28 protein-coding genes are annotated in these 25,872 nt (G+C 37.8%); 17 read left to right on the top strand and 11 right to left on the bottom strand.

Annotation, left to right across the window (positions count from 1 at the left end; genetic code table 11):
- The first annotated feature begins 8 nt into the window (after positions 1 to 8).
- From I6E69_RS05140 to I6E69_RS05075, 14 genes are all read left to right on the top strand, one after another.
- Entirely contained in the window at positions 9 to 356 is a 348-nt protein-coding gene (locus I6E69_RS05140; protein ID WP_008132134.1) for a copper resistance CopC family protein, read from the top strand.
- 19 nt (positions 357 to 375) lie between these two features.
- Positions 376 to 1,263 carry a copper resistance D family protein gene (locus I6E69_RS05135; protein ID WP_016899202.1) on the top strand — a complete coding sequence of 296 codons (888 nt, stop codon included), beginning with the start codon at positions 376 to 378 and terminating at the stop codon, positions 1,261 to 1,263.
- Positions 1,264 to 1,284: 21 nt separating this feature from the next.
- Positions 1,285 to 1,749: a DUF4440 domain-containing protein gene (locus I6E69_RS05130; RefSeq protein ID WP_016899203.1), complete on the top strand. Its 465-nt coding sequence runs from the start codon at positions 1,285 to 1,287 to the stop codon at positions 1,747 to 1,749.
- Positions 1,750 to 1,776: 27 nt separating this feature from the next.
- Positions 1,777 to 3,600, top strand: a complete 1,824-nt coding sequence (locus I6E69_RS05125; RefSeq protein WP_013465888.1) for a copper resistance system multicopper oxidase — start codon at positions 1,777 to 1,779, stop codon at positions 3,598 to 3,600.
- Positions 3,597 to 4,457: a copper resistance protein B gene (locus I6E69_RS05120; RefSeq protein WP_016899204.1), complete on the top strand. Its 861-nt coding sequence runs from the start codon at positions 3,597 to 3,599 to the stop codon at positions 4,455 to 4,457. Before I6E69_RS05125 ends, I6E69_RS05120 begins: the two co-directional genes overlap by 4 nt.
- Before the next feature lie 607 nt (positions 4,458 to 5,064).
- On the top strand, positions 5,065 to 5,487 hold the full coding sequence (locus I6E69_RS05115) for a hypothetical protein (protein ID WP_016899206.1): 423 nt from the start codon (positions 5,065 to 5,067) through the stop codon (positions 5,485 to 5,487).
- 299 nt (positions 5,488 to 5,786) lie between these two features.
- A complete protein-coding gene (locus tag I6E69_RS05110) occupies positions 5,787 to 6,200 on the top strand; it encodes a MerR family transcriptional regulator (RefSeq protein ID WP_008467855.1) in 414 nt (137 codons plus the stop codon).
- A 101-nt stretch (positions 6,201 to 6,301) separates the two neighbouring features.
- A complete protein-coding gene (locus I6E69_RS05105) occupies positions 6,302 to 8,545 on the top strand; it encodes a heavy metal translocating P-type ATPase (RefSeq protein ID WP_076920054.1) in 2,244 nt (747 codons plus the stop codon).
- An 11-nt stretch (positions 8,546 to 8,556) separates the two neighbouring features.
- Complete coding sequence (locus tag I6E69_RS05100; protein ID WP_004589267.1) at positions 8,557 to 8,910, top strand: cupredoxin domain-containing protein; 354 nt, start codon at positions 8,557 to 8,559, stop codon at positions 8,908 to 8,910.
- 9 nt (positions 8,911 to 8,919) lie between these two features.
- Positions 8,920 to 9,255 carry a DUF2933 domain-containing protein gene (locus tag I6E69_RS05095; RefSeq protein ID WP_016899208.1) on the top strand — a complete coding sequence of 112 codons (336 nt, stop codon included), beginning with the start codon at positions 8,920 to 8,922 and terminating at the stop codon, positions 9,253 to 9,255.
- The gene (locus tag I6E69_RS05090) at positions 9,248 to 9,913 is read left to right on the top strand and encodes an isoprenylcysteine carboxylmethyltransferase family protein (RefSeq protein ID WP_008467861.1); all 666 of its coding nucleotides are present in this window, start codon (positions 9,248 to 9,250) and stop codon (positions 9,911 to 9,913) included. Before I6E69_RS05095 ends, I6E69_RS05090 begins: the two co-directional genes overlap by 8 nt.
- On the top strand, positions 9,897 to 10,319 hold the full coding sequence (locus I6E69_RS05085) for a hypothetical protein (RefSeq protein WP_008467863.1): 423 nt from the start codon (positions 9,897 to 9,899) through the stop codon (positions 10,317 to 10,319). The genes I6E69_RS05090 and I6E69_RS05085 overlap by 17 nt, the downstream gene beginning before the upstream one ends.
- A gap of 10 nt (positions 10,320 to 10,329) precedes the next feature.
- Positions 10,330 to 10,701, top strand: a complete 372-nt coding sequence (locus I6E69_RS05080; RefSeq protein ID WP_008467865.1) for a hypothetical protein — start codon at positions 10,330 to 10,332, stop codon at positions 10,699 to 10,701.
- Between the two features lie 50 nt (positions 10,702 to 10,751).
- On the top strand, positions 10,752 to 11,102 hold the full coding sequence (locus tag I6E69_RS05075) for a hypothetical protein (protein ID WP_004589646.1): 351 nt from the start codon (positions 10,752 to 10,754) through the stop codon (positions 11,100 to 11,102).
- Between the two features lie 216 nt (positions 11,103 to 11,318).
- Here I6E69_RS05075 and I6E69_RS05070 read toward each other — a convergent pair whose 3' ends face one another.
- Positions 11,319 to 12,050, bottom strand: coding sequence for a MauE/DoxX family redox-associated membrane protein (locus I6E69_RS05070; protein WP_149981300.1), 732 nt, complete (start codon positions 12,048 to 12,050; stop codon positions 11,319 to 11,321).
- Between the two features lies 1 nt (position 12,051).
- Positions 12,052 to 12,573, bottom strand: a complete 522-nt coding sequence (locus tag I6E69_RS05065; RefSeq protein ID WP_008109672.1) for a DUF305 domain-containing protein — start codon at positions 12,571 to 12,573, stop codon at positions 12,052 to 12,054.
- Positions 12,574 to 13,174: 601 nt separating this feature from the next.
- On the opposite strand from I6E69_RS05065, the gene I6E69_RS05060 reads away from it, so the two are divergent.
- The 3 genes from I6E69_RS05060 (at position 13,175) to I6E69_RS05050 (ending at position 17,128) form a co-directional block, all read left to right on the top strand.
- Positions 13,175 to 13,519, top strand: a complete 345-nt coding sequence (locus tag I6E69_RS05060; RefSeq protein WP_076920561.1) for a recombinase family protein — start codon at positions 13,175 to 13,177, stop codon at positions 13,517 to 13,519.
- Between the two features lie 214 nt (positions 13,520 to 13,733).
- Positions 13,734 to 14,627: a DUF1837 domain-containing protein gene (locus I6E69_RS05055; protein ID WP_076920562.1), complete on the top strand. Its 894-nt coding sequence runs from the start codon at positions 13,734 to 13,736 to the stop codon at positions 14,625 to 14,627.
- On the top strand, positions 14,624 to 17,128 hold the full coding sequence (locus tag I6E69_RS05050) for a DEAD/DEAH box helicase (RefSeq protein WP_149981299.1): 2,505 nt from the start codon (positions 14,624 to 14,626) through the stop codon (positions 17,126 to 17,128). Before I6E69_RS05055 ends, I6E69_RS05050 begins: the two co-directional genes overlap by 4 nt.
- 83 nt (positions 17,129 to 17,211) lie before the next feature.
- Here the strand turns inward: I6E69_RS05050 and I6E69_RS05045 are convergent, their stop codons facing one another.
- From I6E69_RS05045 to I6E69_RS05010, 9 genes are all read right to left on the bottom strand, one after another.
- A complete protein-coding gene (locus I6E69_RS05045; protein ID WP_149981298.1) occupies positions 17,212 to 18,072 on the bottom strand; it encodes a hypothetical protein in 861 nt (286 codons plus the stop codon).
- Between the two features lie 448 nt (positions 18,073 to 18,520).
- Complete coding sequence (locus tag I6E69_RS05040) at positions 18,521 to 19,276, bottom strand: hypothetical protein (RefSeq protein ID WP_149981297.1); 756 nt, start codon at positions 19,274 to 19,276, stop codon at positions 18,521 to 18,523.
- Positions 19,277 to 19,327: 51 nt separating this feature from the next.
- Complete coding sequence (locus I6E69_RS20610; RefSeq protein ID WP_149981418.1) at positions 19,328 to 19,534, bottom strand: GDCCVxC domain-containing (seleno)protein; 207 nt, start codon at positions 19,532 to 19,534, stop codon at positions 19,328 to 19,330.
- A 56-nt stretch (positions 19,535 to 19,590) separates the two neighbouring features.
- Positions 19,591 to 19,749, bottom strand: a complete 159-nt coding sequence (locus I6E69_RS05035; RefSeq protein ID WP_179959165.1) for a hypothetical protein — start codon at positions 19,747 to 19,749, stop codon at positions 19,591 to 19,593.
- Positions 19,750 to 19,802: 53 nt separating this feature from the next.
- On the bottom strand, positions 19,803 to 21,140 hold the full coding sequence (locus I6E69_RS05030; protein WP_231619712.1) for a hypothetical protein: 1,338 nt from the start codon (positions 21,138 to 21,140) through the stop codon (positions 19,803 to 19,805).
- Between the two features lie 4 nt (positions 21,141 to 21,144).
- Positions 21,145 to 23,370 (bottom strand): AAA family ATPase, encoded by a 2,226-nt coding sequence (locus I6E69_RS05025; protein WP_149981296.1) that lies wholly within the window; start codon positions 23,368 to 23,370, stop codon positions 21,145 to 21,147.
- Positions 23,370 to 23,804: a hypothetical protein gene (locus I6E69_RS05020; RefSeq protein WP_149981295.1), complete on the bottom strand. Its 435-nt coding sequence runs from the start codon at positions 23,802 to 23,804 to the stop codon at positions 23,370 to 23,372. Before I6E69_RS05020 ends, I6E69_RS05025 begins: the two co-directional genes overlap by 1 nt.
- Positions 23,797 to 24,513: a hypothetical protein gene (locus tag I6E69_RS05015; protein WP_149981294.1), complete on the bottom strand. Its 717-nt coding sequence runs from the start codon at positions 24,511 to 24,513 to the stop codon at positions 23,797 to 23,799. Before I6E69_RS05015 ends, I6E69_RS05020 begins: the two co-directional genes overlap by 8 nt.
- Entirely contained in the window at positions 24,503 to 25,807 is a 1,305-nt protein-coding gene (locus tag I6E69_RS05010; RefSeq protein WP_197120773.1) for a hypothetical protein, read from the bottom strand. The genes I6E69_RS05015 and I6E69_RS05010 overlap by 11 nt, the downstream gene beginning before the upstream one ends.
- Between the last annotated feature and the right edge of the window lie 65 nt (positions 25,808 to 25,872).

Genomic DNA, 25,872 nt, shown 5'->3' with positions numbered 1-25,872 from the left:
AGGTAAATATGAAAAAACTAATTAAATTTTTAACCGTAATCAGTGTCGTTTTTAGTAGTGCGGTATTTGCGCATGTGCATCTTGAAAAAAGTGTGCCTGCTGATAATGCAATGCTAATGAATCCTCCAGAAGAGTTAACTTTGGTGTTCACCAAAGAGGTACGTGTTGTAAAAGTTTCATTGGCCAATAAACAAGGCGAAGAATTTAAATTTGGATTCGAGCCTTCTAAAGTCGCTACTAGCAAATTTACATGGAAACTACCTAAATTAGCTCCTGCAAACTATACTGTGGATGTAACCTTCTTAGGTAACGATGGTCATAAAATGAAACATAGCTTCGGCTTTATGGTTCACTAAAATAGGCGGTGTGATTGATATGGAAATGTATATCTGGAATACAGTCATTGTACTGTCAAAAATTGTATTTTACGTCGGCTTTGCCTGTATTGCAGGTTATACATTTTTCAGGCAAATATTTGAGAATAATGAATCTCATACTAATACTGTAATAGCGAATTTAACGTGGACAAGAACTTATATAGTTATGGCTTTGATCGCTAATATTACTTGGTTCTTTGCCAGTACTGGTGCAATGGCAGAAGAGGGAATTCAGGGGGCGATAGACGCTGATATATTGGCTATTATGTGGGACTCCTCTGTCGGCACTGGAGCTTTGCTTCGAGCGCTTGGGCTAGTTACCGCAATAATCGCTTTAGCTTTAAGGTTCAAACTCGCTGTGAACTCGTACTTAAAACAAAGCGCTTTAATGTTGAGTTTATTAATCCTTGCATACTCATTCACGTTACTGGGTCATATTTCTGAGTTAGGCACAATTGAAAAAGGCTTGCTTATTTTGCATGTGCTCGTTATGGCATGGTGGTTTGGGGCGTTATTGCCACTAAAACAGGCTTGCCATCAGCTAAGTTATGCAGAACTTCATTTGCTGATGGAAAGCTTTGGCAAACAAGCAAGTTTTACATTGAGCCTATTGTTGGTAGCAGGCCTCTGGCTCGTGATTCAATTGGTCGGAAGTCTTGATGCACTAATAAGCTCAAGTTACGGACAAACACTGTTGTTTAAATTGGCCCTTGTAGTGTCTATTTTGGCACTTGCTGCTAAACATAAACTAATACTCGTTCCACAACTTAAAAATAGTCAAGGCAGAGAGGCTTTATCTAAATCTATCTCGATAGAAATGGTAGTAGCTTTTGCCATTTTATCTGTAACTGCTGGGCTTACTAGTGTTGTTGGTCCTGCAAATTAAAACCTAAAAGAGAAAAAGAAAATGAAAACAATAAATATCCTACTCGTTTTATTAATGACGTTTAGTTTCGCAGCAAACGCTCATGGTGATAAGAATAAAGACAAAGGATTGTTTAAAGGTGTAGATACACCAGCCGCAAAAGTTGTTTTGGCATTTCATCAAGCACTTGAAACTGGCAATCAAAAACAGGCTAGAGCGCAGTTAGCGGATGATGTCACCATTTTCGAGGGAGGCCGCGTTGAAAGGAGCGCTGATGAATATGCTCATCATCATATGTTGTCGGATATGAAGTATTTAGCAGCGATGAAGAGCGACACACTTGAACATCAAGTGACGATACTTGGAAATACAGCTATCTCTGCCTCGCGTAGTCAAACTAAAGGTACTTACAATGGTGAAGAACGTGATTATCAAGGGATGGAAACAATGGTTCTCGAAAAGCAAAACGGTGAATGGAAAATTACGCACATTCATTGGTCACACTAATTTATTGGTCAAACCTCGGAGAGTAAAATGAGAATTAAAGATCCATTACATCAAATTTCTACACCGCGTAGACGCTTTGTACAAGGTTTAGCTGCTGGCGGTATATTAGCTGCTTTTCCAAGCATTCTTCATGCTGCTTCATCTTTAGTGGCTGGAACAATAACAGGTACTGTGCCCGAACTAAGTGGAGAAATAATAGATCTGGTGATAGATGAGTCACCCGTAAACTTCACAGGTGTTGTAAGAATGGCTACAACAATCAATGGCTCAATACCAGCTCCTACCTTGCGCCTCAGAGAAGGTGATGACGTTACTATCAGGGTAACTAATAAATTATCAGTGCCGAGTTCAATTCATTGGCATGGGATCATTCTTCCGTATCAAATGGATGGCGTACCGGGTATTAGCTTTAAAGGTATAATGCCGGGTGAAACCTTTGTTTATAAATTTAAGCTGCAACAAAGCGGCACATATTGGTATCACTCACACAGTGGCTTTCAAGAAATGACAGGTATGTACGGCGCATTAATTATTGAGCCAAGAGAAAAGGATATTATTAGTGCTGACAATGAGCATGTTATCCAATTGTCTGATTGGACTGATGATGACCCAATGGATTTGTTCCGCAAGTTAAAAGTACAAAGCGATGTATTTAACTTTAATCAACCTACTGTTCCAGAGTTTTTTGATGACATTTCAAATAGCAGCGTTTCAAATGCGCTACAACGCCGGGAAATGTGGAATAAAATGAGAATGAACCCTACAGATCTTGCAGACTTATCAGCATCTGCAATGACTTTTTTAATGAATGGTTGTGCGCCTTTGACAAACTGGCGTGGAATGTTTAAAGCTGGCGAAAAGGTTAGGCTTAGATTTATTAACGGTTCTAGCAATACGTTTTTTGATGTAAGAATACCTGAGCTGAAGTTAACAGTTGTACAAGCTGATGGACAAAATGTTGAACCTGTGACAGTAGATGAATTTAGATTTGGTCCCGGTGAAACTTATGATGTACTTGTCGAGCCAAAAAATGATGCATATACGATTTTTGCACAAAGCATGGATCGCTCAGGTTATGCTAAAGGTACTTTATCAATGGCACCTAATATTGATGCACCAGTACCTGCTCTAGATCCCGTTGAATGGTTAACGATGACAGATATGATGGGGAATATGGCCCAAGGTGGTGAGCATTCCGCGATGGCAGGTATGGCAGACATGTCGGGCATGAATTCTAATAAAATGGATCATAGTGCAATGGGTCATGGAGCGATGGCAATGGATCATAGTAAACATGGAATGACTAAAAACCCATTAGCTGTTGCTAGCACTAAAGTGCGTCATGCAAAAACAGAGTATGGAGCTTCTGTTGATATGCGTGTTGATATGCCTAGAACAAACCTTGATGATCCCGGTATAGGTTTACGTAAAAATGGACGCCGTGTTTTAACACTTGCAGATTTACATTCTCTTGAGGGAATTACAAACCAGCAAGAGCCAGAGGCTGAAATTGAATTACATTTAACTGGAAACATGGAGCGTTATAGCTGGTCATTTGATGGCTTGGAATTTGGAAAAAGCACGCCAGTTCACATGAAGCATAATCAACGTTTAAGAGTTATTTTACAAAACGATACAATGATGACACATCCCATGCACCTGCATGGTATGTGGAGCGATTTGGAGAATGAAAAAGGTGATGTACAGGTTCGTCGCCATACTATCCCTGTACAACCAGCGCAAAGAATTAGTTTTTTAACAACACCTCATGACGTAGGTCGCTGGGCATGGCATTGCCATTTATTATTCCACATGGATGCAGGTATGTTTAGAGAGGTAGTTGTATCATGAAAAAATTAATACTAACCAATACGTTAAGACTATTATTAATAGGTTTGCCCCTTATAAGTGTATCTGTATCTGCAAAAGATGAGATGACTGAGATGGGTGATTCTAAAATGCAAGCACAAGGTGGAGATGCACCTAAAGATGCTAGAGACCCCCATGCTTATGCAGCAGGTACAACTTTGACTGAAGGTCCTTATGCACTCAGTAGCGACAAACGACTGACTTTGGCAGATGAGCATTCATTTTACGCGCTACTAGGGGATCGTCTTGAATATAATGAGCAAACAAACGCAGGTGTTTTTGACTTTCAGGCATGGTATGGCACTACTTTTGACAGGTTAGTCATAAAAACCGAGGGTGATTTTAGCAAAGGAAATCTAGAGGAGAACCAAACAGATATTTTATGGGGCCATGCTGTTTCAACATATTGGGATACACAAGCAGGGATTCGGTTTGATTACAATAAAGACGGTGAAAACCGACAGTGGCTAGCTTTTGGCCTTAGGGGGCTTGCTCCATATTGGTTTGATCTCGACATGACTGGCTACTTGGGCGAAAAAGGCAATACAGCACTATCGCTTAGAGCGGAATATGAGCTATTACTCACACAAAAGTTAATTGTTCAACCACGTGCAGAGTTAACGCTTTACGGTAAGGACGACGTCCAAAATAACCTTGGTAGTGGTTTATCGAGCAGTACTATTGGTTTTCGGGTTCGTTATGAGTTTACCCGCCAGTTTGCTCCCTATGTTGGCGTTGAGTGGACAAATAAATTTGGTAATACAGCCGACTTTGCGAAGTTAAATGGGCAAAGTACTCGTGATACTGCTTTTGTTGCAGGTATCAAGTTCTGGCTCTGATGTGAAGAAATACTATATTGACTTGATGAGAGCTACCGCAACTATATTGATGGTAGCTTTCGTTTTTTGGGATTTAAACCATTTTAGTTATGTTAGGAAAGGCCTAGCTAATAGTTTTTTTGGAAAGAACTAAGAGCAGTAATAGTAAGCTACTTCTTATTTTCAGTCGGTGCCAGTCTGGTGTATACCGGAATATCAGCTAAGAAGTAAAGTTGGCGAATGGTTAAGGTTAAAGAGTCAAGGCAAAAAACATCGCCATTGAAAGACGTACAATAGGCCATTTTATCACTTTTGATGAACGGGAATTGGGTGTGCCCGGGATAGAACCGATTGTTGCAAAGTACTGCGCTTAAAGCTGAACAATTGGAAAAATGATCCCTTACTCAATACCTAGTTATGAGCGTAGGGTTTTTATTTCTTTTAATGGTGCTCATGCTTGGCTTCAATCTCATGAGTATAAATTAGACACCCCTTTATACTTGTGAAGTTTAAGCTGTTTAAAAAAGTAAAAAGTAAAAAGTTTAGGTTTTAGTTCAAAGGTTGATCAAGATCATAAAATTATTTTTATAAAGTGGCTAATATTGTAGGTGCTAAAGAAGGAATGATAATGTTTGGACTTTTCAGGTGGTTTAAAATAGTGATAATAACTGTGTTGCTTACGCAGCATAGTTTTGCTATTGCTAAACCAATGAATTGTGAAGAGCATCATAATGGCTCATCCGACACGCATATTATACAACCAAGCAAAAATATGCATCATCAATCAATGATTGACAATAGTCACTATCACACTGAAAATTCGCAAGACTCTAAACACCTTCATGGTGATGAAGACTGTGAAAAATGTAAAGCTGGTGATTGTGTTTGTTGTGAAGGCGGTTTTTGTACAAGCTTTCATTTAAATGCCTATCTTGTGGAAGCGCAAGACGAAGGTATTTGCAATATTCATTCTGAGCTAATTCTACAGCGTATACCCCTACCAAAATCTGGTATCCATCTCTTACTTTATCGTCCACCAATTATTGGCTAATCACGGGATCAGTGCGCCTTTTTTTCGCCAGTCCCATCAAAAATAAAACGATTTACTGATTGGTTTAAATTACCAACCGTTTTGAACAATTAGCACAATATTTTTTGGAGGCATGATGAACATGCTCAAACTATTGCTATTTACAGTACTTAATGCTGTCGATTTTGACCGAGATTTCTCTTTTACCAAAAAATTAGTTTTTAGCTTATTCACTAGAATTAGTACTTGACCTGTGTCTTAGACACAGGTCTAAGCTGAAGATGAGAGTACAAACTTAGCTAAAAAACTGAGGAGTGAATATGAAAGTTGCGGAGCTGGCAAAAAGCCTTGGAACGACTGCTGATACGGTGCGCTATTACACCAGATTAGGATTGTTAAAACCTGCTAAGTCAGTGAACGGCTACAAGTCATACTCGAATAAAGAAGTATCGAGACTTAAATTCATTTTAAGTGCTAGAAACCTTGGTTTTTCCGTTGCAGATATCAAGGAAATTATTAATGAATCTGAAGATGGTAAAAGTGCGTGCCCATTAGTCAGAAGCCTGATCAAAGAGCGGCTTGAAGAAACAGAAAAGCAGTTTCAAGCAATGTTGGCACTTCGAGGAAAAATGTCTTCTGCGCTTTCTCGATGGGAAGAAATGGAAGACAAAGCACCGACTGCAAACATGGTTTGTCATCTCATCGAAAACTTTGAGCAAATTAAAAAAGCATAGGAGGAAAAAGGGTGGCTACTAACACAAATATAAAAACTGAATCAGGCTGTTGCTGTCAGGCAAAAGCTCAATCCTCTTCGTGTAAAAGTAAGGAGAATACGTTGGAGAAAGTATCACATAACCAACAGCTTATCATTGAAGGTGCTGGGTGTGCTAGCTGTGTAGGCAAAATTGAAGGGGCGTTGAAGGCAACTCTTGGAGTCGTCAGTGCGGAAATGAATTTTGCTGATAGGACAGTAACAGTTTATGGGACAGCTAAAACAAAAGAGTTGATCAAAGCTGTTGAGTCAGCGGGGTATAACGCGAAGCCAATTGATGATAGCTCAGCAACAGATGCGCTTGATGAGAAAGAGGCGGCGGATTTTGCATATTACAAAAAGCTAATGCGCGATACGTTTATTGCCCTTTCACTCGGCGTTCCTTTGATGATCTACAGCATTGTGGTTGGAGAAATGACGGTTGAAACAAACCTTGAGCGCATGTCTTGGCTGGTTGTAGGCATTTTAACTTTTGGTGTTATGTATTTTTCAGGTAAGCATTTTTATGTTGGCGCTTGGAAAAGCTTTAAAAACCACTCCGCTAATATGGACACCCTAATTGCTTTAGGAACAGGTACAGCTTGGTTGTATTCGATGGTTGTCGTGTTTGCACCTGACGCTGTTCCATTGATGGCACGGCATGTTTATTTTGAAGCTACCGCCATGATCATTGGCTTAATTGATTTAGGTTTAGCATTAGAAATCAAAGCCAGAGGTAAAACCTCTGAGGCCATTAAACGTCTTATCGGCTTGCAAGCCAAAACAGCAACCGTGGTTCGTGACAACAAAGAAGTTCAGATAGGTATTGAGCAGGTTTTATTTAACGATATTGTGAAGGTAAAACCGGGTGAAAAAATTCCCGTCGATGGCGTGGTATTGGAAGGACACACCTCTATTGATGAGTCCATGCTGACAGGCGAACCTATGCCTGCTGAAAAAGCTGAAGAAGATGAGGTTGTCGCAGGTACTTTGAACAAATCAGGCATGATTTTATTTAGAGCCACACGCGTTGGTAAAGACACGGCGCTTGCACAGATCATCAATATGGTGAAACGAGCACAAAATTCGAAACCGCCGATTGGCCGTTTGGCCGATGTTATTTCAGCTTTTTTCGTACCTGTCGTGATGATCACCTCTGTGTTAAGTGCGCTAGCATGGCTTAACTTTGGACCTGAGCCAGCCATTGCTTTTGCCATCGTTTCAGCAACTACTGTGCTTATTATTGCCTGCCCGTGTGCTTTAGGCTTGGCAACACCCATGTCTGTCATGGTGGGAGTAGGAAAAGCAGCAGAAGCCGGAGTGCTTATTCGCAACGGTGAGGCACTGCAAACCGCCTCTAAAATCACTGCCATGATTTTAGATAAAACGGGCACTATTACTGAAGGGGCACCTAAGGTAACCGATATTATTTTAGCAAAAGCTACTGACGAAAAAGACGTACTACAGCTTGCAGCAAGTTTAGAAAGCGGCTCAGAGCATCCTTTAGCGCAAGCGATTGTTGAAAGTGCGTTAGATCAGGATATTGAGTTACTAAAAATTGAAGCCTTTAACGCCATTACGGGTTTTGGTGTAGAAGCAAGCTGCAACAACAAAGCCCTGCTTTTCGGAAACGATAAACTAATGAAGTTAAAAGGCATAGACCTCACAGGCTTTGTTGAACAAGCACAGTCTTTAGCCAAAGAAGCCAAAACACCTATGTACTTTGCTGTAGATGGTGAACTTGCAGCAATCATTGCTGTTGCAGATCCTATCAAGTCAGACTCAATCTCTGCTATCAAACGGCTTCAGGCTAATGGTATACGCGTCATCATGTTAACGGGTGATAACAAGGAAACCGCTGCCGCCGTAGCTAAAAAAGTGGGTATTAGTGAGTTTCTTGCTGAAGTGCTGCCAGAAGATAAAGCCAACAAGGTGAAAGAGCTACAAGAAGGCGGCGAAATTGTTGGTATGACAGGAGATGGCATCAACGATGCTCCTGCGCTAGCGTTAGCCGATGTTGGCTTCGCCATAGGCACAGGGACTGATGTAGCTATCGAAAGTGCTGACATTACCCTAATGCGTGGTTCACTTCATGGCCTTGCTGATGCCATAGCGGTAAGCAAAGCTACTTTACGAAATATCAAACAAAACTTGTTTGGCGCGTTTGTCTATAACGTAGCCGGGATTCCTTTTGCTGCGGGGGTTCTATATCCCTTCTTTGGCATTCTGCTTAGCCCTGTAATTGCAGGTGCTGCAATGGCGTTTTCGTCATTGACTGTAGTGTCAAATGCAAATCGACTTCGCTTTTTTAAAGCAAAAGAGCATTAAGGAGAATCACAATGATGGTTATTAACTTATTAGGCTTAATGTTAATCGCGCTGATTGTTTGGTGGTTTTGGCTATATAAACCCAATAAAACAATCGTTCAAGGTAATGAAGTACTCATTGAAGTGAGGGATGGTGTGTATTCCCCATCCTCAATTCAGGTGTCTGCTAGCCAACCTGTCACTCTGAAGTTTATGCGCAAAGATCAATCCCCCTGCGCTGAAACAATGCTTATTCCTTCATTGGATATAAGCGAACAGCTTAAATTAAATGAAATTACTCAAATTACCCTATTGAACTTATCACCGGGAGAGCATGAGTTTCACTGTCAGATGCAAATGTATCGCGGTGTCTTAAAAGTCGTTTAGGAGGGCAATATGAAAAATCAACACCCTAATTTTTGGTCAACACCTACAGGCTGGGCTGCACTGGCACTTATTGCCGCAGTGACCTACTTCTTAGTGCTTGAGCATGGTCAACATATGCTGCAATTTCTTCCCTACTTGATTTTATTGCTATGCCCCTTGATGCACGTATTTATGCATGGCAGTCATGGTAAACATGGTCACGATCATTCACATGCGCCTGATGAAAAAAAGGAAGAGAGCTTTCAAGAACTCACGGATAAAAATGCAGCCTATCACGATGGCTACATACAAGGGTTAGAAAAGGCACGTAAGGAATCACATAAAAAGGAAAGCAGTGATGAATGAAACATATGATTATGGCTTATGGTCAATGGTGATACTGAACTCAGCAATTTTTATCTTTTTTGCCTTTAGTTTTGTCAAACCAAAAACATCAACTGATTGGAGAAGTCTAAGCGCGTTCTCTGCCTTTATTGTTGCCCTATTTACTGAAATGTATGGCTTTCCTTTAACTATCTATTTTCTGTCGGGGTGGCTGACGGAGACCTATCCAGAAGTAAATTTCTTTGCGCATGAAAATGGGCATTTATTACATACTTTCTTTGGATTTCAAGGTGATGCCCATTGGGACCCATTTCATATAGTGAGTATGGTGTTAATTGTTGCAGGTTTCTTTATGTTGTCTTCAGCATGGAATGTATTGCATCACGCGCAAAAACATCATCAATTGGCTACAACTGGATGGTATGCAAGGTGTCGCCACCCACAGTATGTAGCTTTCATTCTAATCATGTTCGGCTTTTTATTGCAGTGGCCGACAATCCCAACACTTGCGATGTTTCCGATCTTAGTCGTTGTTTACGTCAAGCTAGCGAAACGCGAAGAAGCACAAGCGATTGCTGAGTTTGGTTCGGAGTACCACAGGTATATGGAATCGACACCAAGTTGGATCCCAAATTTTAATAAAAGTGTAGAAGGTAAAAATCATGAAAACGTTAACTAAATCAATTTTATTTATTAGTTCACTACTTATAACCACTAGCTCATTTGCCCAAAACAATGAGCATAAGCATGAAGGTGCGAACAAAGCTGATATGCATCAAGGCATGGCAATACCACATGAGAACATGGGAGAAATGCACAAAAAGATGATGGAAATGAAAAAGGAAGTCCATGCCATTAAAACTGAAAAAGATCCTGAAAAGCAACAGCAGATGATGGTTGAACATCACCGTTCAATGATGAAGATGATGCAATCCATGCACAAAAACATGGAAGAAATGCCAATGCATCAACAAATCAAGATGGCTGAACATCATTTAGAAATGATGGGGAACATGATGCCGCAGATGAACCGTAAAATGGAAGAAATGAAAGATAGCAATCAACAGCATTCACACAAACATTAGGAGAAAAATTATGAGCGATTTAAATCATAGAGTTGGCGTTAAAGAGCAAAATTTAGTTGTTCGAAACCTAAAGCTTAGCAATGTCACAGAAGAAAGCTGTGACGAGTTAGTAAAAGAAATAGATCAGCTTTTTGGTATAGATGAAGTTAGTTACAACATCAAAGAAGGTGAAATACACCTTGCCTATGATGCCGCAAACGTAAGCCTTGATGGGATTGAGGAGGTAATCCGTAAGTATGGCGCAGATGTTCATGATGATTGGTGGACACATACTAAAGAAAGTTACTATAAATTTGTTGATCAGAACATCAAAGATAACTCTGTTCATAAGCCTTGGAGTTGTCATCAAGCACCTTCGGGGGCTGGCCGGAAAAACAAATGAATTCATAAAAAAGTGTATAGATAATTAGTTAGTCAAATGAGGTAACAGTGATGAAAACACCCTATATAAAAGCTCTTTTATTGCTTACATTCGGTTTATATTTAGTGGGTTGTTCCAATACCACTTTTTATCATAAATACATGATGAGAGGTCAGGTAGTAGAAAGTTCTGATAATCGAACTCTAATCTGTATTGGTGCTAAGCATGGCGCAGAGGTTGGGCAAAAATACAGTGTTATTAGATTCCATGAAAGAATAGTATTGAGTGAAGGTGAAGATCCCTACACTATCGAAAAGGTAGGAACGGTACAAATTACTAAAATTGTGAATGATCATTTCGCAACTGTAAAGCTAGTGTCTGGTGACATTGCAGCGAAAGATATGGTGGAACTTGAAAACTAATAAAGTGGTGGCGAAAGCCACCACAAGAGCATAACAATAAAACTTAATGAAAAAGCTTTAGTGTTATTTTGTACAACCTTTGAGATTGTTTGCTCAGTTCTGGTTATCTTGATGCCAGTACGACAGAAAAAATGTTACATATGGATTAGAAAGGTGTGGGCTTGCATCCTAGGTCTAATCTTAACAGTTAAGGGGCCGCCGAATAGAGCTATACCTTTACATCAGCAGCATAATCAATGCTCCCGCGATCATAAATAAGTTTTCAGATAGCGATACAAATCCAAGTGGCACACTGCTATCGCCGCCTACACAGGCACACTTTAACTGGCGTTTGTCAATGTAAACGGCTTTGAAAACTGAAATTGCTCCAACTGTGCCGATAAACAATGAAAATGGTGCCACTGCGAGAGGCTGTAGTTGGGCAACCATACCAATACCTGCATATGCTTCAATGAAGGGATAAATATAACTATATCTTATCCATCTCATCGCTAGTAAATCATAAGTAATAAACGAATTTGTGAAACTGTATAGGTCTTTCAGTTTTTGCACCGCTAAGAGCGTCATTGAAAAAGCTATAAATAGCATCAGTGTTCTGATGGAGATAAATGAGCCGGAAGCAAAATGTTGAGATGCGACAGCAAGAAGTGCAGCTATCGAGAAAATGGCTACAACTGGCGTGTAGGTTGTGCCAGTTTGACCTGCTTCATCTTTACCAAAATACTCTCTTAAGTCATCGTATCCTCCGACACGCTTTCCTTCAATAAAGGTTTGTGGCGTAGTTTTGACATCATGCTTATCTTTGAAGTCATCAGCTTGTTGTCTTGACGTGAGCTTATGATCTTCTACATCATACCCTTGCCTCTCCAGCAAATCTTTCGACCTTAAACCATAGGAGCAGATATGTTCGTCAGTGACCATTCTGTACAGGGTAGCTGTCTTAGTCATCTTAGTCTCCTTTGTTCAGTGTGCCTTCAAACTTTGGGAGCGGTCGTTGCTCAGCCTGAGCTTGTGAGCTGACCTTTCCATTTTCAGAAATATCCTTAATCAGCCATTCCATTTCTTTTATTTCTTTTCGTTGGGCTTTAATAATACCATTTGCCAATTCACGCACGCGTACATCCTCCAAAGTTGAATGCTCACTAGTAAGAATAGCAATGGAGTGATGAGGAATCATCGCTTTCATGTAGGCAGTGTCAGAAATTGTGCTTTGAGAGCGAACAAGATAAAGACATATGGCGAACAGTATTGTCGCCAATAGAAAAATAGCCATGTTGAGCTTCTTGTTACTGTACATGCCAAGCATAAAGGCCAGCATGATCATTGCCATACCTGCTCCCATATACAACGCCATATAGATACGCGTTTCACTAAACCATATATGTGATACTGCGTAAGTGTTGAGATACATCATGACAAACATAGCAATGGTTGAGGTGATGATCATTGCAGCAAATCTTGAGTATTTCATAAGTAATCCTTACATTGATAGTGTAAATATTTCCCACTGTTAGCCTATTATTCTCTACATGTGGTCATGTTCTCGAAAAATTGCAAGTAATGAGCCAGTATCAATAAGAGTATTTGTAATACGATTGACTCAATTTCAGCGTAATTATTGTGAATCAGTACTAATCTATACATTTCGGTATAAGAGTTTATGGGCAAAAAATTTTCTTTGAAGGAGATCAAATCAGCTTATATTTAGAGTTTAAGTTTTGAACTTGTAATAGACACAGGCGAAATTGGCTTTAGTTAACAACCTAATGTGGGGACTCAAAGTACTACAAGCTGAGCTTCAACAAATGGCAAGCTCGTGTACAAGTGAAGACACAGTTAAAGCATGTGGAAGAATTAAACTTGATAGTTAGAGTTGTCATTTATTTCACTTTTTAAATGAACGAATATTGATCTTTTATCTCGTTCATGTTTGAAAGCTAAAAGTTTCCTACACATGAAAGTGTTTTTGCAAGAGTATCTACTTTTGCAAGAGTATCTACTAGAGAACAAGATTTGAATGCTTAACTGTTCAGTTGGGCTATTATGGTTGTAAAAAAGTATTATAAGGCAATGTGTCTGGTACTTCGTTTAGAAATGAAAAAGTTAAAGAAGCTAATCGATTTCATCAGGTGGGTGATGAGGTAATTGTTACTCGCCTTGAGCGGCTAGGCCGATCATTAAAGTTTATTTTTGAGGGCATTGAAAGTACTCACAAACGGGGCGATTGTTCAAAGATTATTAATGGTTCTCTCAATACTAAAAATGATAACCCGTTTGCTACCCCCATGATCAACCTTTGTGAAGTATTCGCTCAACTTGAGCTAGATCTTATAAAAGCCAGAACCACAGAAGGTCGTGAAGAAGCTAAAGCTAAAGGCAAACACATGGGCAGCTTGCCTGCTTTATCTGACAAGTAAAAGAAATACTAAAGGATGAGTTTAATGGAGGGGCGATTTAAGAAATAGCTAAAAATATTCTGTTACTAACCCTACTCTTTACCGGACTCTCGAATGAATGAAGCAGCTTTCAAATAAGTAGTTCTTACAAGATAAGTAGGTGCTCCACTTTCAAAATTGAATATATGTAGGGATTTGTTAATATCTAAGTATTAAGGATAGACAAGAAATAAAAATGGAAAAACGTTTAGAGCCACAGTTAAAAAATAACGATGAAATTAAGGCGATCTTAAACAAGGTCGATTTTACTCATAAGCTAGATGATGGAAGGAGCGTTGAAGCACTTCTTATTTATTTAGCTCCTAACGGTATACCTGATTCATTAACCCAATTTTTTTCTTCCTTAAAAAACGGCATTTTGGCAAGTTTTGTTTTCAAGTGCTCTGAAATTGAGAAAAAGCTCGGAATAAAAAAAGAAGGTGCAGCGACTAAACTTTTCGATAAAGCAATTCGCAAACTAAGCCAACACACAGCTCAAGGCGAACTCGGTGAACTAATTCTTTTTACGTTGCTGGATGTTTATCTTGAAGCCCCCAAATTACTGAGCAAAGTCGCTAACAAAACATCAAGGAGGATGCCTGTATATGGAGCAGATGGCGTTCATGGTCAATTCTATGACGGTAATTTTAAACTATTTTTAGGTGAGTCAAAATTACATATAGACTTTAAATCGGCTGCATCAAAAGCCGCAAAGTCGATCAAGAGTGCTAAGGATAAATATCAGGAAGAATTTGATTTACTTGATAGTGAAATGGACTTTCCTAATATAGATGCTGATTTAGAAGAGTACCTTTTAGAGGTTTTAGACCCTCTTTCTGATACTGATTTAGATGAAATTTTACATAATTCATGCTTTATCGGTTTCTCAAAACCAGAGTTGCTTCAATGCTCCACAGAAGAGTTTGAACAAGAATACTTAAATATTGGGAAAGAATATATTGCGGATTTTTACATGAAGCTGGAAAAGCAAGATTTACCAGCAAATAAAACCGTATTGATGATTTTACCATTTAATTGTATTGAAGATTTAGTGGGACAATTTATTAAATATATGGACATTAAAAAATGAGTGAGTTTATTAAGAAGCTTTCAACACGAGCGCTAGCTAGTGAACGTTATAAGGAAGCAACTAACGAACTGTTTCGTTCATATATTTATAAAATGATTGGTATGGAAGCCGAGATAAATAGAGAGCATGTAAAGCAATTAATAACGATAGCTCAATATTTTTATAAAGTTAACGATAGTAAATTCCGAAAGGAAGGAGCCGCATTACTCTCCATGCTTCTTGATGTTTGCGGCAATTCATACCCAGAAATAATTGCTATAGCAAATCGTGTATTCTCTAGCTCTGGAGACTTTCCTAACATTAAACTAATTGAAAAAAACTACCCTGACCTTAGTTTTAAATATAGCTTCTATTCAGAAGCTGAGATGGATTTTAGGCAAGAGTTAAATACGGTTGATGAGCTAAGTTTTCCTCTAACTGATTTCCAAAGGACCTTATGGGAAAGTCTTATATTAGATGAAGATGTTATAACCGTAGCTCCAACTTCAGCTGGGAAAACACACATCATTCTTAGTTACCTCATACGAAGAATGATTGATTCTGACGGTGCATTTGCCGCGATAATTGTCCCCACCAGAGCTTTAATATCAGAAGTAGCGAATAAACTTTACGAAATAGCTAAAGAACAGAATTACGAAAAAGAAATAGAGATTTGTACAGTTCCACAAGACGATGGTTATGCAGACAAAACCTTTTTTGTCATGACACAGGAACGCTTACTTGAGGCGTTACAAGCAGGTGACTTATCTTTTAACTACTTGTTTATTGATGAAGCTCATAATATTACGGATGAGAGCCGGGGTGTATTACTTCATTTGACAATAGATAAGTTAATGGAAGACAGCTTTCCCCAAGTAATCATAAGTATGCCTTCGGCTAGCTACCAAGATTCTTTTTCAACTGTTTTTGAAGATTTGGAGTTTACCAAAGAAATTACATCAATTTCTCCTGTTGCCAAAATATTAATGGAAGTGAAGCCTGTAGGCCGGAACCTCGTAATTGAAAGGCTTAATACCCAAGATTCAATAACAATTCCAAAGGGGTTTAAGGATAAACATCTCTCAGATATTGCTCTAAAGTTTGGCAGAGGTCACAGCAATATAATTTATAGAAATCAGACGGATCATTGCGAAAATATTGCACAAAATATTGCTGATAAAGTAACAAAATATGATACTCCAAATGAACTCGAAGAGGCTGCAAATTATGTTGAAGAGTTCATTCACGATAGATTTTCATTGGCAAATAATTTACGCAAAGGGGTAGCTTTTCATTATGGCCCTTTACCTAGCTCTTTAAGAATTATGATCGAAAACCTCGTTAAAGAAGGTTTTATTCAATATGTTGCCTGTACAAGTACATTAGCAGAGGGGGTTAATTTACCTGCTAAAAACTTATTTCTCTATAAACCTATGCAGTCAAAGGGAATGGGGGCACCAGAAAGATTAGATGATGTAAAAATCAATAACATCACTGGTCGAGCAGGAAGGATGCTAGAACATTTTGCAGGTAATATTTTTATAGTTGAACCTGACGAATGGCAGGTGAAAGATTATTTTGATGACAAAGAGAACGATGAAGAAAAGATCCCAACTTACTTTAAAGCGATTAATGAAGACCTTCCCTTAGTTTTTCAAGCGCTGGCTGGTGTTTATGCACATGATGCTGAAAACCAGTATAAGTTCTACACTATAGCAAACAAATTGATAAAGGAAGTGGCTGAAGGGAAGTTACATAAGACGCTTGAAGCAACCGAACTTGATTTAAGCTTAGAAGAAATTGATGCATTGGAAGGAGCTGTAAGAAATGCTCACAGCAGTTTAAAAGTTGCTCCATTCACACTAGAAGCAAGCCCAACAATAGGTTATATCCAACAAAATAAGTTATTTAATTTTATAAGTAATATTGATAACTTAAATGATTGGACCCTACCTCACCCAAAATCCAAGGAACTTTACAACGTATTAGTTAAAGTTTGTGAAAAACTAGTAGAATTTGGCGTTTATACTCCAACTGGAGAATATTACATGTCTTATATGTGTGTTATTGCAGCTAAATGGGTTCAAGGTGAGAGCTTAAAAGAGATTATTAACGAACAAATCGAGTGGATGGACAAAAATAACAAGAAAAAAGGTGACGATGTAAATCCGAATAAGGCTGTAAGGGATGTTATTAAAGTTATCAATAACGATATTCGATTTAGAATGGCAAATGCTCTACGTTGCTATCAAGTACTGTTGACAAATGTTATCTCATTAAAACAGCTCGATATTACAAGTATCAAACTTCATTCCTTTATTGAAATAGGGGCTAGTGATGATAGGATGATTGAGTTGATTAACATCGGCTTATCTCGTGAAGCTGCAAAGGAAGTGAATGAAAAACTTGCTTATAACATTGATGTAGATTCTTTACACAGGCTGTTAGAGTTATTAAGAAGTGATGTGTTAGTTGGCTTGCATCCTATTACTAGAAAAGAAATATTATCAATGTCAAAATAAAGAATCGTTTGTAACTATTCTTTATTTTATTGATTTAGAATTTAATATGCTCCAGTTGTAACCTGAAAAATTTATTCATCAACCTAATGATTGAAGCTGGCTAATGCAGCCTCTAGTATCTCTTGGGCAATTTTTTCATCAATATATTTATGACGCGTTGTTATCTCTGTTTTATAGTTAAAGAATGCATTGCCAAAATCTAAATGAACAACTGATCCATCTTCATTTTTTCCCTTTACTTTAAGAAGGGTACAATCGTCGTGATTTGATAAATAATTAACTATTTCAATAACATTTTCTTTAGATAAGCCCGTATCTTCTTTCTCGTCAATGGCAAAGTCTAATGCCAGTTGCATATTGCTCTCTAAATATGGAGCACTACTTAAATCCTTTATTAGTTGAGGCGCATTTTCAGAAACATCAGATAATGAAGAAGTCCCAATCTTAAAATGTAAGCTACTGTAATCATTGATTTCAGTTAGCCTAGAAAACTCTTTTTCTTTCGGAATTAGTTCTAGTTTTACTTTATCAGTTCTATTGTTACTGAACTGTTCAAGTAGAGAAGTTCCTACACTTTTTAAACTAACGCTAGGTCCAGAAGTAAAGCCGATAACTACCTTTAATTCAGGGATGATTGAAAAAAAGTATGGATCACCAATAATACCTTGATTTATTGCAATAGAAGAAATTTTTCCATCACTTGTGGCTTTGGTTTGCCATGTATTTCTTTCGCGTACAATTGTAACAGGAAATACATCTAAGGCAGATTGTTGAACACAACTTGAAGCTTTGACTAAATGCTTTTTATTTCGAATATTAATGATTCGAGTTTGGTTATCATTATTTTGATTAGCTTGATAGTTAGATATAAACTCAGAAAAAAAAGAGTTCTCAGCTTCTATGGCGAAAAACCGGACAGTAATGCTCTTTTTTAGTTTGCTCATAATATTCCGTTACGTAATCAAATAGATTTTTGTGCCTTCAAAGAGTATAGAATAATCTCTCATATTCATAATAGAAAGTCCACAATCGCTGTTTAAATGTACAGTAACTGTGTTAGTCAGTTCTTTAATCAGTGCTTATTTTTAACTTTTTTAAGAAGCTTGGATAGATAGTACTTGATCATTGTTAATGACGAAGGGAGTAATTTAATGTATTTAGTTCATTAGCCTCTAGAAAGAACAAAGGAGAGCCTATGCTCTCCTAAAGTTACTGTTACGACAACAAAGATGTTGAAGGGTTAGCCGCTGCCTAACCTGCCAAACACTCGTCCTTTACGAACCGACCTTCAGCAATGGTGCCTACGCGGGTCTCTTCTGGATTTTAAGAGCGGGGAGACTCAAGCACACTCTGTATTTACAATTATGATGTTAATTGACGCATTCGTCAAGATCATTTCATAGATGAACTTATTAAGCTAGCCCCATGTATTACAGCTTGCGGATATATCGATTCTACTAAGTTATGAGCTGTTTTTAGCGTAGTTCCTGTTGCTAATAGATCATCTACCAATAGAATTCGCAGAGGTTCTAATTTCTCTATTTCTGTATTATTCAGACATAGTGGTGGGAATTCACTTCTAAAGGGGACGGGAATCCCTTTGAGTGAAAATGCTCCTTGAAATCCACTTTCCTGTCTTTGCTTTCTTAACCTAAAAGATAAAGCCTTGTGTTCATCTACACTTATGTCAGCTCTATCCAAAAGATTAAATGCTTCATCAATTGTCAATTTACGTAAAAAATTATCGGAATGGTGAGCTGAAAAAGTTCCTGCCAAACGTTTCCCTATAATACGGCTTATATTATGTGCAGATGGCATTGAAATGACGAGATCGTAACCGTTTGGTTCACTAGCTTGAAAAATACTTATAATAGAGTTGTAGCTAATTCTAAGCTTTTTAATACTTGTTAAATCTGTTGTTAGGTTATCTTTACCTTTGAGTGCGTAGATGATGGGACAGTTATCACCGGGAATTTTGTTTCGATATTTTCTTCGAATTTTTTTAGAAGTTCGTAGTCTTTTAAATAGAGAATAAACAGTAAGCCCTTCTATAATTTCTTTAGTTGGGTTTCCTTGTGAGCTGGTTTTTAACCACTCTTTACTATCGTGATCAACTACGACGACCCTTCCTTGTACTATTAGTCCCACCTGCTGCCTCTAATAAATGTAATTATTGTACTCAGTTTATCTATTTATTGATTAGTATGGAATCTTCATAATTTGTTTTTGGAACAATAGATCGTCTCTTTTTTGGATAAGAAGGGATTTGATAGTCCCGTAAGAGCAATAGACGCAACTATCAACTTTTAACGGTTTAAGCAGTGCTTTACAGCTTGTACATTCGTAATACCGCTGACAAGGAGTTGGCATGGTTTCAACCTTGCAACCCCATCGATTCAATATCAGCGAAACTGCTACTTACATAATGAACATCAGTGATTCAATCTCTTTCAGCGTAAACCTTAATTATTTAGCTTTAAAATAAAGTTAAGTTGATTTGCAAGAGCATCTGCATAGACTCGGTAACCAAATTCTGATTTTAAAGGCTGCTCTATCATGCCTTGATGTTCACAAAACGAATTTATATTGAGATCTAAGGCAAGTTTACCTATAGCTTTCATTTACAGAACTCTTAAATAATTTGCTTGATGTGTATTAACAAATACTATTAATTTTATTGTGTTTTTAACTTCGCTTTTAACTTTGCAATTTCCAATAACAATTCTTGATTCTCAGCATTCTTTTCATCTGCCAACTCAAAAGCTCTTTGAGCATCCAAAGCTAGTAGAACTTTTTCTGATTCCAAAGACTTTATCTTCAGATCCTTTTTATTAGCTTCAGTTTCTTGACCCATACGCATTCTACTTTCGACGTATGGTTTTATTGATGATTTGGCTCTATGTGTCATGGAAGCTTCCATCTGTAGAGCAATGGATGCTTCGTCAGCGCTAAATCCAAGTTCAGTCGCTATAGCTAAGTGTTTATCTACGCTATCACCTGCAAACTTATGCCTTAGTGAATAAATTGACTTGCCTTTAGGCCAACCTAATTCGGATGTAATTAAGCTAAAAGTCTTTGATATGTCTGCCGCAGATAAAGGCTTTAGTGTATCTGGGTTCAAGAATAATTGACCTTCATATCGACCAACTTCATTACCTTTTATGTAGGGTTCTAGTTCATTCTTGATAAATGCCACTACTGTAAGGGTAGTTGAAATAGGAAACTTTATAGGCATGGTGTTACCCTGTTTAGCCTTTTTGGGCACAACATCTAAAGTTGCCTTTTTTTCTTTGAATAGTTCTTTGTCAACAATGTCTTTATGAAACTGGTATCTGGTTAGACTAGCTATAGAAATAGGGCGTGCACCTGCCTGATTCATAATCTGTGCTATGAGCAATAATGAAGCCCTTTCATAGCCTCGGTAGTTTGCAATGATATGACAATTCAACTCGTCAAGCTCCATCTCAGTCGCTGAACGTTGCTTTCTACCTCTTGAATCACAGTTTTTAAATAACTTAGGGTACAGAGCATCATTATTTGGCTTTTCTTCTATAGATATCGCAATATCTCTTTGTAACTGCGATGAAGTAATTTGAAATGCATTGGTATTCTCTGCATCGAACCCTAAAATATTAGGGTGATAACTACCTTGCTTTTGAACCCAATAATAAAAAGCATAAATTGGCATCAAGTAGTCATTATTCGTTGTTTGTTTGGCTATGTTTTCTTCTTCGCGATAGCGAGAGTCGGCTTTTGTCTCTTCAAGGCTCCAATCTCTAAACTTCTCCATATGGTAGTCGTTCATATCAAGCCAAGACATAGTATGTGTTCGAGTATTAATGTACTTAAACAAGCGTCTAAGAGCCTTTCTATACTTGCTCTTGGTTTTTATATCGCCTTCAAATTCGAGAATAAAATCTGTAGGTGCCCACAGCACTTCGCCCTTAGCATCTTGATAAACGTAATGTTCTTTTCGGTCATATGTAACTTTGGTTTCAGTGATCATATTCATTATATTAACCAACTAACTCTAGTGGAGTACCAAAATATCGAGCACGATTAAAATCAGTAGAATTAAACTTTTTATTTAGAGCATCTCGATCTCCAATAAATATAAGACTGCTTCTACTCGCATTAATAGCGGTGTAAAGCCACGATTTACTAATCAAATAAAAGTTATCCAATACGAGAATCGTATTTTCAAACTTGTAACTTTGAACTTTATAAGCGTTGATCGCGTAGGAAAGACTTAAACATTCAAGATCGTCTTTCGTTAACTCCAATAGCTTATGATTTACTTTGATGCTTAAAACACATTCTCGACCTCGTAATAAAATGGGGGCGTCGTATACTTTATGCACTATCGCCATTTGCCCAGACTGAATTTTGAGATATTGGTTTTTCCTAATAAAAATTACTTGCTCGCCTTCGTAGTAAGTTTGTTCGTTGCTAGTAAAACTAATAACATTTTTCTTAGTAAATCTTAGTTGCTGAACGTGCTTATTGATTTGGTCACAAAGAGCACTATGAGCACAAATTAATTGATATGATTTATTAAAGTTTAAATACATTTCTAGCCAGATATTAGCAGCGATATTGCTTAAAATTTCTTGAGATGTTTCTTTGGTCTCGTAGATACTAACATCCTGAATCTCTGTAAAATTAGCAGAAGGAAGTTTGTTTATTTCATCATTTCCTTTGACCAGAAGAGATGAAGATATATGAGTAAGTAAGTTATCGGGCGCACAGCCGTATTGATGCTTCAAATGGGTAATCAATTCAGACTTATTTGATATTAATTGACCAAACACATAGCCGGGACCAACGGGTGGCAGTTTACGATGATCACCTACAAAACATAACCGTGCGCTCAAAGGTAGGCACTTAAGCAATTTATAAAACATTAAAGCATCAATCGTATGTGCATCATTAACGACAACAATTGAATTTTTTAATGCATCAGCCTTATTCCTTTTTGATGAATTATTGATAAAGGTATTAACAGACTCCTTCCCAATCCCTGATAGATACTCTCCGTCATCTCCTGACGGGGATGATATTAACCAGAGGTTTTCGCCATTGTTAAGAAGCACTTCAGCAATGACTTGGATGATGAGTTTTTTCCCTGAATTACTAGGGCCATCGACAAAAGATAGCGTTTTAGTTAGTCCATTACTTATAGCTTTGATTTGCTGTGCAGTCATTCGTTCCAAGCTAAGTTCACTCTTGCTTAGTACTATATCTATTTCTGCTGTATTAAAAGCCTGATCAGTTTCTCCTAATGAAACGCGTTTATTAAGCAAAAAACTTATGGTTCCCTCAATGGCACTATGCCCTAAAATCTGAATCTTACTTTTATCCTTGTTCAAGCAAAGCGTTTGAAACTCATCACTTTGTGTATTAATGCTATTCAAAGAAAAGCTAATATTAGATTCTTCCAATGCATCAATTATAGTTCCAATTGGTAATGCCATGTGGCCATGTTCACGGTATGCGGAATATAGTAATGACTCAATAAATGATATGGCTCTGCGGCGATCACTTTTCTTAATATTAAAGCTTTTTCTTATTGAGCGATCAAGTTCCTTCCAGTGTCTGTTAGGAGCTTTAATCGATATTATCGGATAGAGTAAATAAGGGTTTTTATTTAACAGTTCGATTGCGTCTTTACCAAATAATTGACGTGCAGTTTCAACTAGTTCTAGAGGAAATCCTTTCGCATCAAAGTATTCTATTAATTCGCTTTCATCAGCTAATTTAGTCCAGCTATTTAAAAGGTTATGAGCAATACTTTTAGATAAATTCATGCCTTTTGTCGCAGTCAGTTCATCTATTGAAGCATGTTCCAAAGTAGAGTAAAGGTTATTTCCGAATACCCTTACAAGCTTATTTGCGTAGTAACGAGTGATACCGGTGAAAGCAGTACCAAATACCAAGAAGTCTGCCAAAACATCTAAAGGGGTATCTTTGTCAGGCAGTAATTTGTGAGCCTTTTCTGCTTTGAACTGAGAGCCGTAGGTATTATCTGTTTTATGTTCACCCGTAACTAACCAAATATCCCCAACATCAGGGAAGCTTTTCATCGAACCGAATTCTGCAACAACGACGAATTTGGTTCTTTTAACCTTAATTTGAAAAATTGCAGAAACACCACGATTATCTCTAGCGGTATGGATTATGTGAGTAACAACTCCCATTAAGTCAATTCGACTATCATTAAAACTAATACTCGATAACGTCATCAAGAGTTCCCCTGTCCTGAGTAGAGTTTAGGAATGTATCTTCCAGTCGATATTAGGAACTCTTCTGAAGCCAAGTCTAATGTTATTGAATCTAACCTGCGCTGGAGAGCGTCAATTTTTTCCTTTAGTTCTTCAGTGGCTTCGGGCGTAGAATCAGGCGATGTTTCTGAATTAGCGTGCTCTGAATTTTCACTAAGCAGCTTTTTCTGTTTAGCTGCTAATTTTTCAATAGGCCCACCTTTAGCAAATAAGTCTCGAAGATCTGGGTTTGTCTCTATCGTCGATTTCGGTATTTGATGCATTCGACAAATAGCAATCTTATTAATTTTTTGCTGGAAAATAGGTATGGCTGGTTCTGTCTTTAACCAGTCACTGATTTTCTTTGCATTTAATTTACCTTTCTCTTTGGCCGAAAGAGTTTTCTCTTTAGTCATTACTTTTCACTCCGGGAAAGGTAATGACTGAGGTCTCTTTTTCTATGTCTGAGTAATCAATACTATGCCTATGTAACAATTCTTTTAGCTTGTTTACTGTAATGGCTAACGCTTTTTCTTCGTTATTTAACTGCCTTAATTTCTTTGCTTCAAACTCCAGTTGTTGACGCATTATTTCTTGGACACCTTGAAGCTTGTTTTCTGCGTTTCTTAATTCGCTTTCGAGAAATTTATTATCAAGTCTCAGTTGTATAAGTTCAGTGGCCAAACCTTGTTTATTGGTTTCACTTAGCTCCAGCTTTTCTTCAAGCTCTTGGATTTTTGTTTTTTGTTTATTGCTTCTTTGAATCAGTGCAATTTCTTTTAGGCGTACAAATAGACTTAATTTATCGTCCGCTCCCTCAACACGAATTCTCGTGTTGAACGACGCAGCTTTCCATGTAGCATCTGACGTTTGATAGTGAGGTATCATGTACTCATTGACCACATTCTTACTGTTTTGTGTGCCATTCCATAAACGAAGCCCTCGAACACTAGTAGGAAAGTACTCCAATAGGAACTTTCCCTTATCATCAAGCTGTTTGTTACCATCAGCTAATTTGTATGGAATACCTTCATCCAACCACTTTTCAAGAATACCTATTTTTTGCTCTAAGCGTTCAAAGGCTTCAGCACGCTGTCTTTCTATCTTTGAATTATCACTTGCCATTCGATACTCCTTTTATAAACAAGGTCTTACTTCTTTCCATTGAGCGTTCATGTACCTCTATCAGTTTAGAAAGGTTTGCTATATCTTCATTGGCTCGAAAACGCTCAATTGGTAATTTGGATATATCAGATTGAATGGTTTTTAGCTCAATCAAATCGTCTATCATTATGTTTAATTGTGCTTGTTTTACCTCCTGATAAGGACAGCCTGCACATTTAATTGGCTCACAAGGCTCGGCATGTTTCTTAGCTTCTCCTTTTCTGCGATGACAAGTTGCGTGCGGCTTCGGGCGATGTTTATGTCCCTTTTCATCGAGCATTTTGGCCATAACTTCACTTTTATCTTCAGGAGAAAGATCGTCAAAGTCACTACCATAGTTTTCGTTGGTTATCTTATTAAAACTAACACTTTTCTGGAGTACGCGATAAACCCTTTTGAGATATGCAGTATATTTTCCTGCCATCTCTTCCGTTCCCATTAATAGAGTCAAAATGTCATTTGCAGTGGCTTCAATACCGACTTCTTCTATCACTTTTTCCAGCGCTTTATTCTCTTCCTGAATGGCAATGGTAGATTCTGTTTTTTCATTCTTCGTTAGCTTAACCTTATGATGAAGTTGTTCATGCTGGTCTCGTGCCGCAGGTTCCGTGACATAGACAGTTGTGTTATCTGGGTCTACATGTCCCATCTGATGACACAGCGCTAGCAAATCAGCATTTTTAAACTGGTAATGATAGATAATGGCATAGATGCGCCTGAATGTTTGACTGCCAGTGGGAATATCACTAGTTCCAAGAGTCAACTTTAAAAACATGTTGCCAGAAATTCGGGAATCTTTACCTTTATTGAAATTAAATTTATAGTGATTGAAGTGACCATTTTGCGAGATAGTAAAGTTCGGTACAACGAACAATCCTTCAGCATGTGTTCCATTCCATGCTTTTTTTAGTTTGCTCAGTATTTGAATAGCTTTTGTGCTGCTATTGTTCAATGTATACCAACGGCGCTCATTATTCTTTTCGTTGTATAAACACGCCTGATACCAATTAAGTTTTTTACTCTTACAAATAAATAGATCTTCTTGTACACCAATTACAGGATCTTGAATCTCGGCTTGACGCCTACAGTTATATGTTTGCAATGCAACATAGCATGAAGACACTAGCATAGTGATTATTTCAGTAAGAGAGTAAGCATTAGGATTGCTTCTTGAAGAATCTAAGCTGGTTTTATGTATCTCTATTGAAAGCATCTTTTCTAGTTCTCTAGCTTTACTAGACTTTGTAGTGGTCAACTAATTTTGGCCACAGTTTTAGAATCTTGATATCTAATCTCAGATTCATTCGGCGCTAAACCAGC

Origin of the sequence: Pseudoalteromonas sp. NZS100, assembly GCF_015864815.1 — a bacterium.
GTDB classification, from domain to species: Bacteria; Pseudomonadota; Gammaproteobacteria; order Enterobacterales; family Alteromonadaceae; genus Pseudoalteromonas; species Pseudoalteromonas distincta.
Note: the sequence above shows the minus strand (reverse complement) of the source record. Positions and strands in the feature narration are given on the sequence as shown.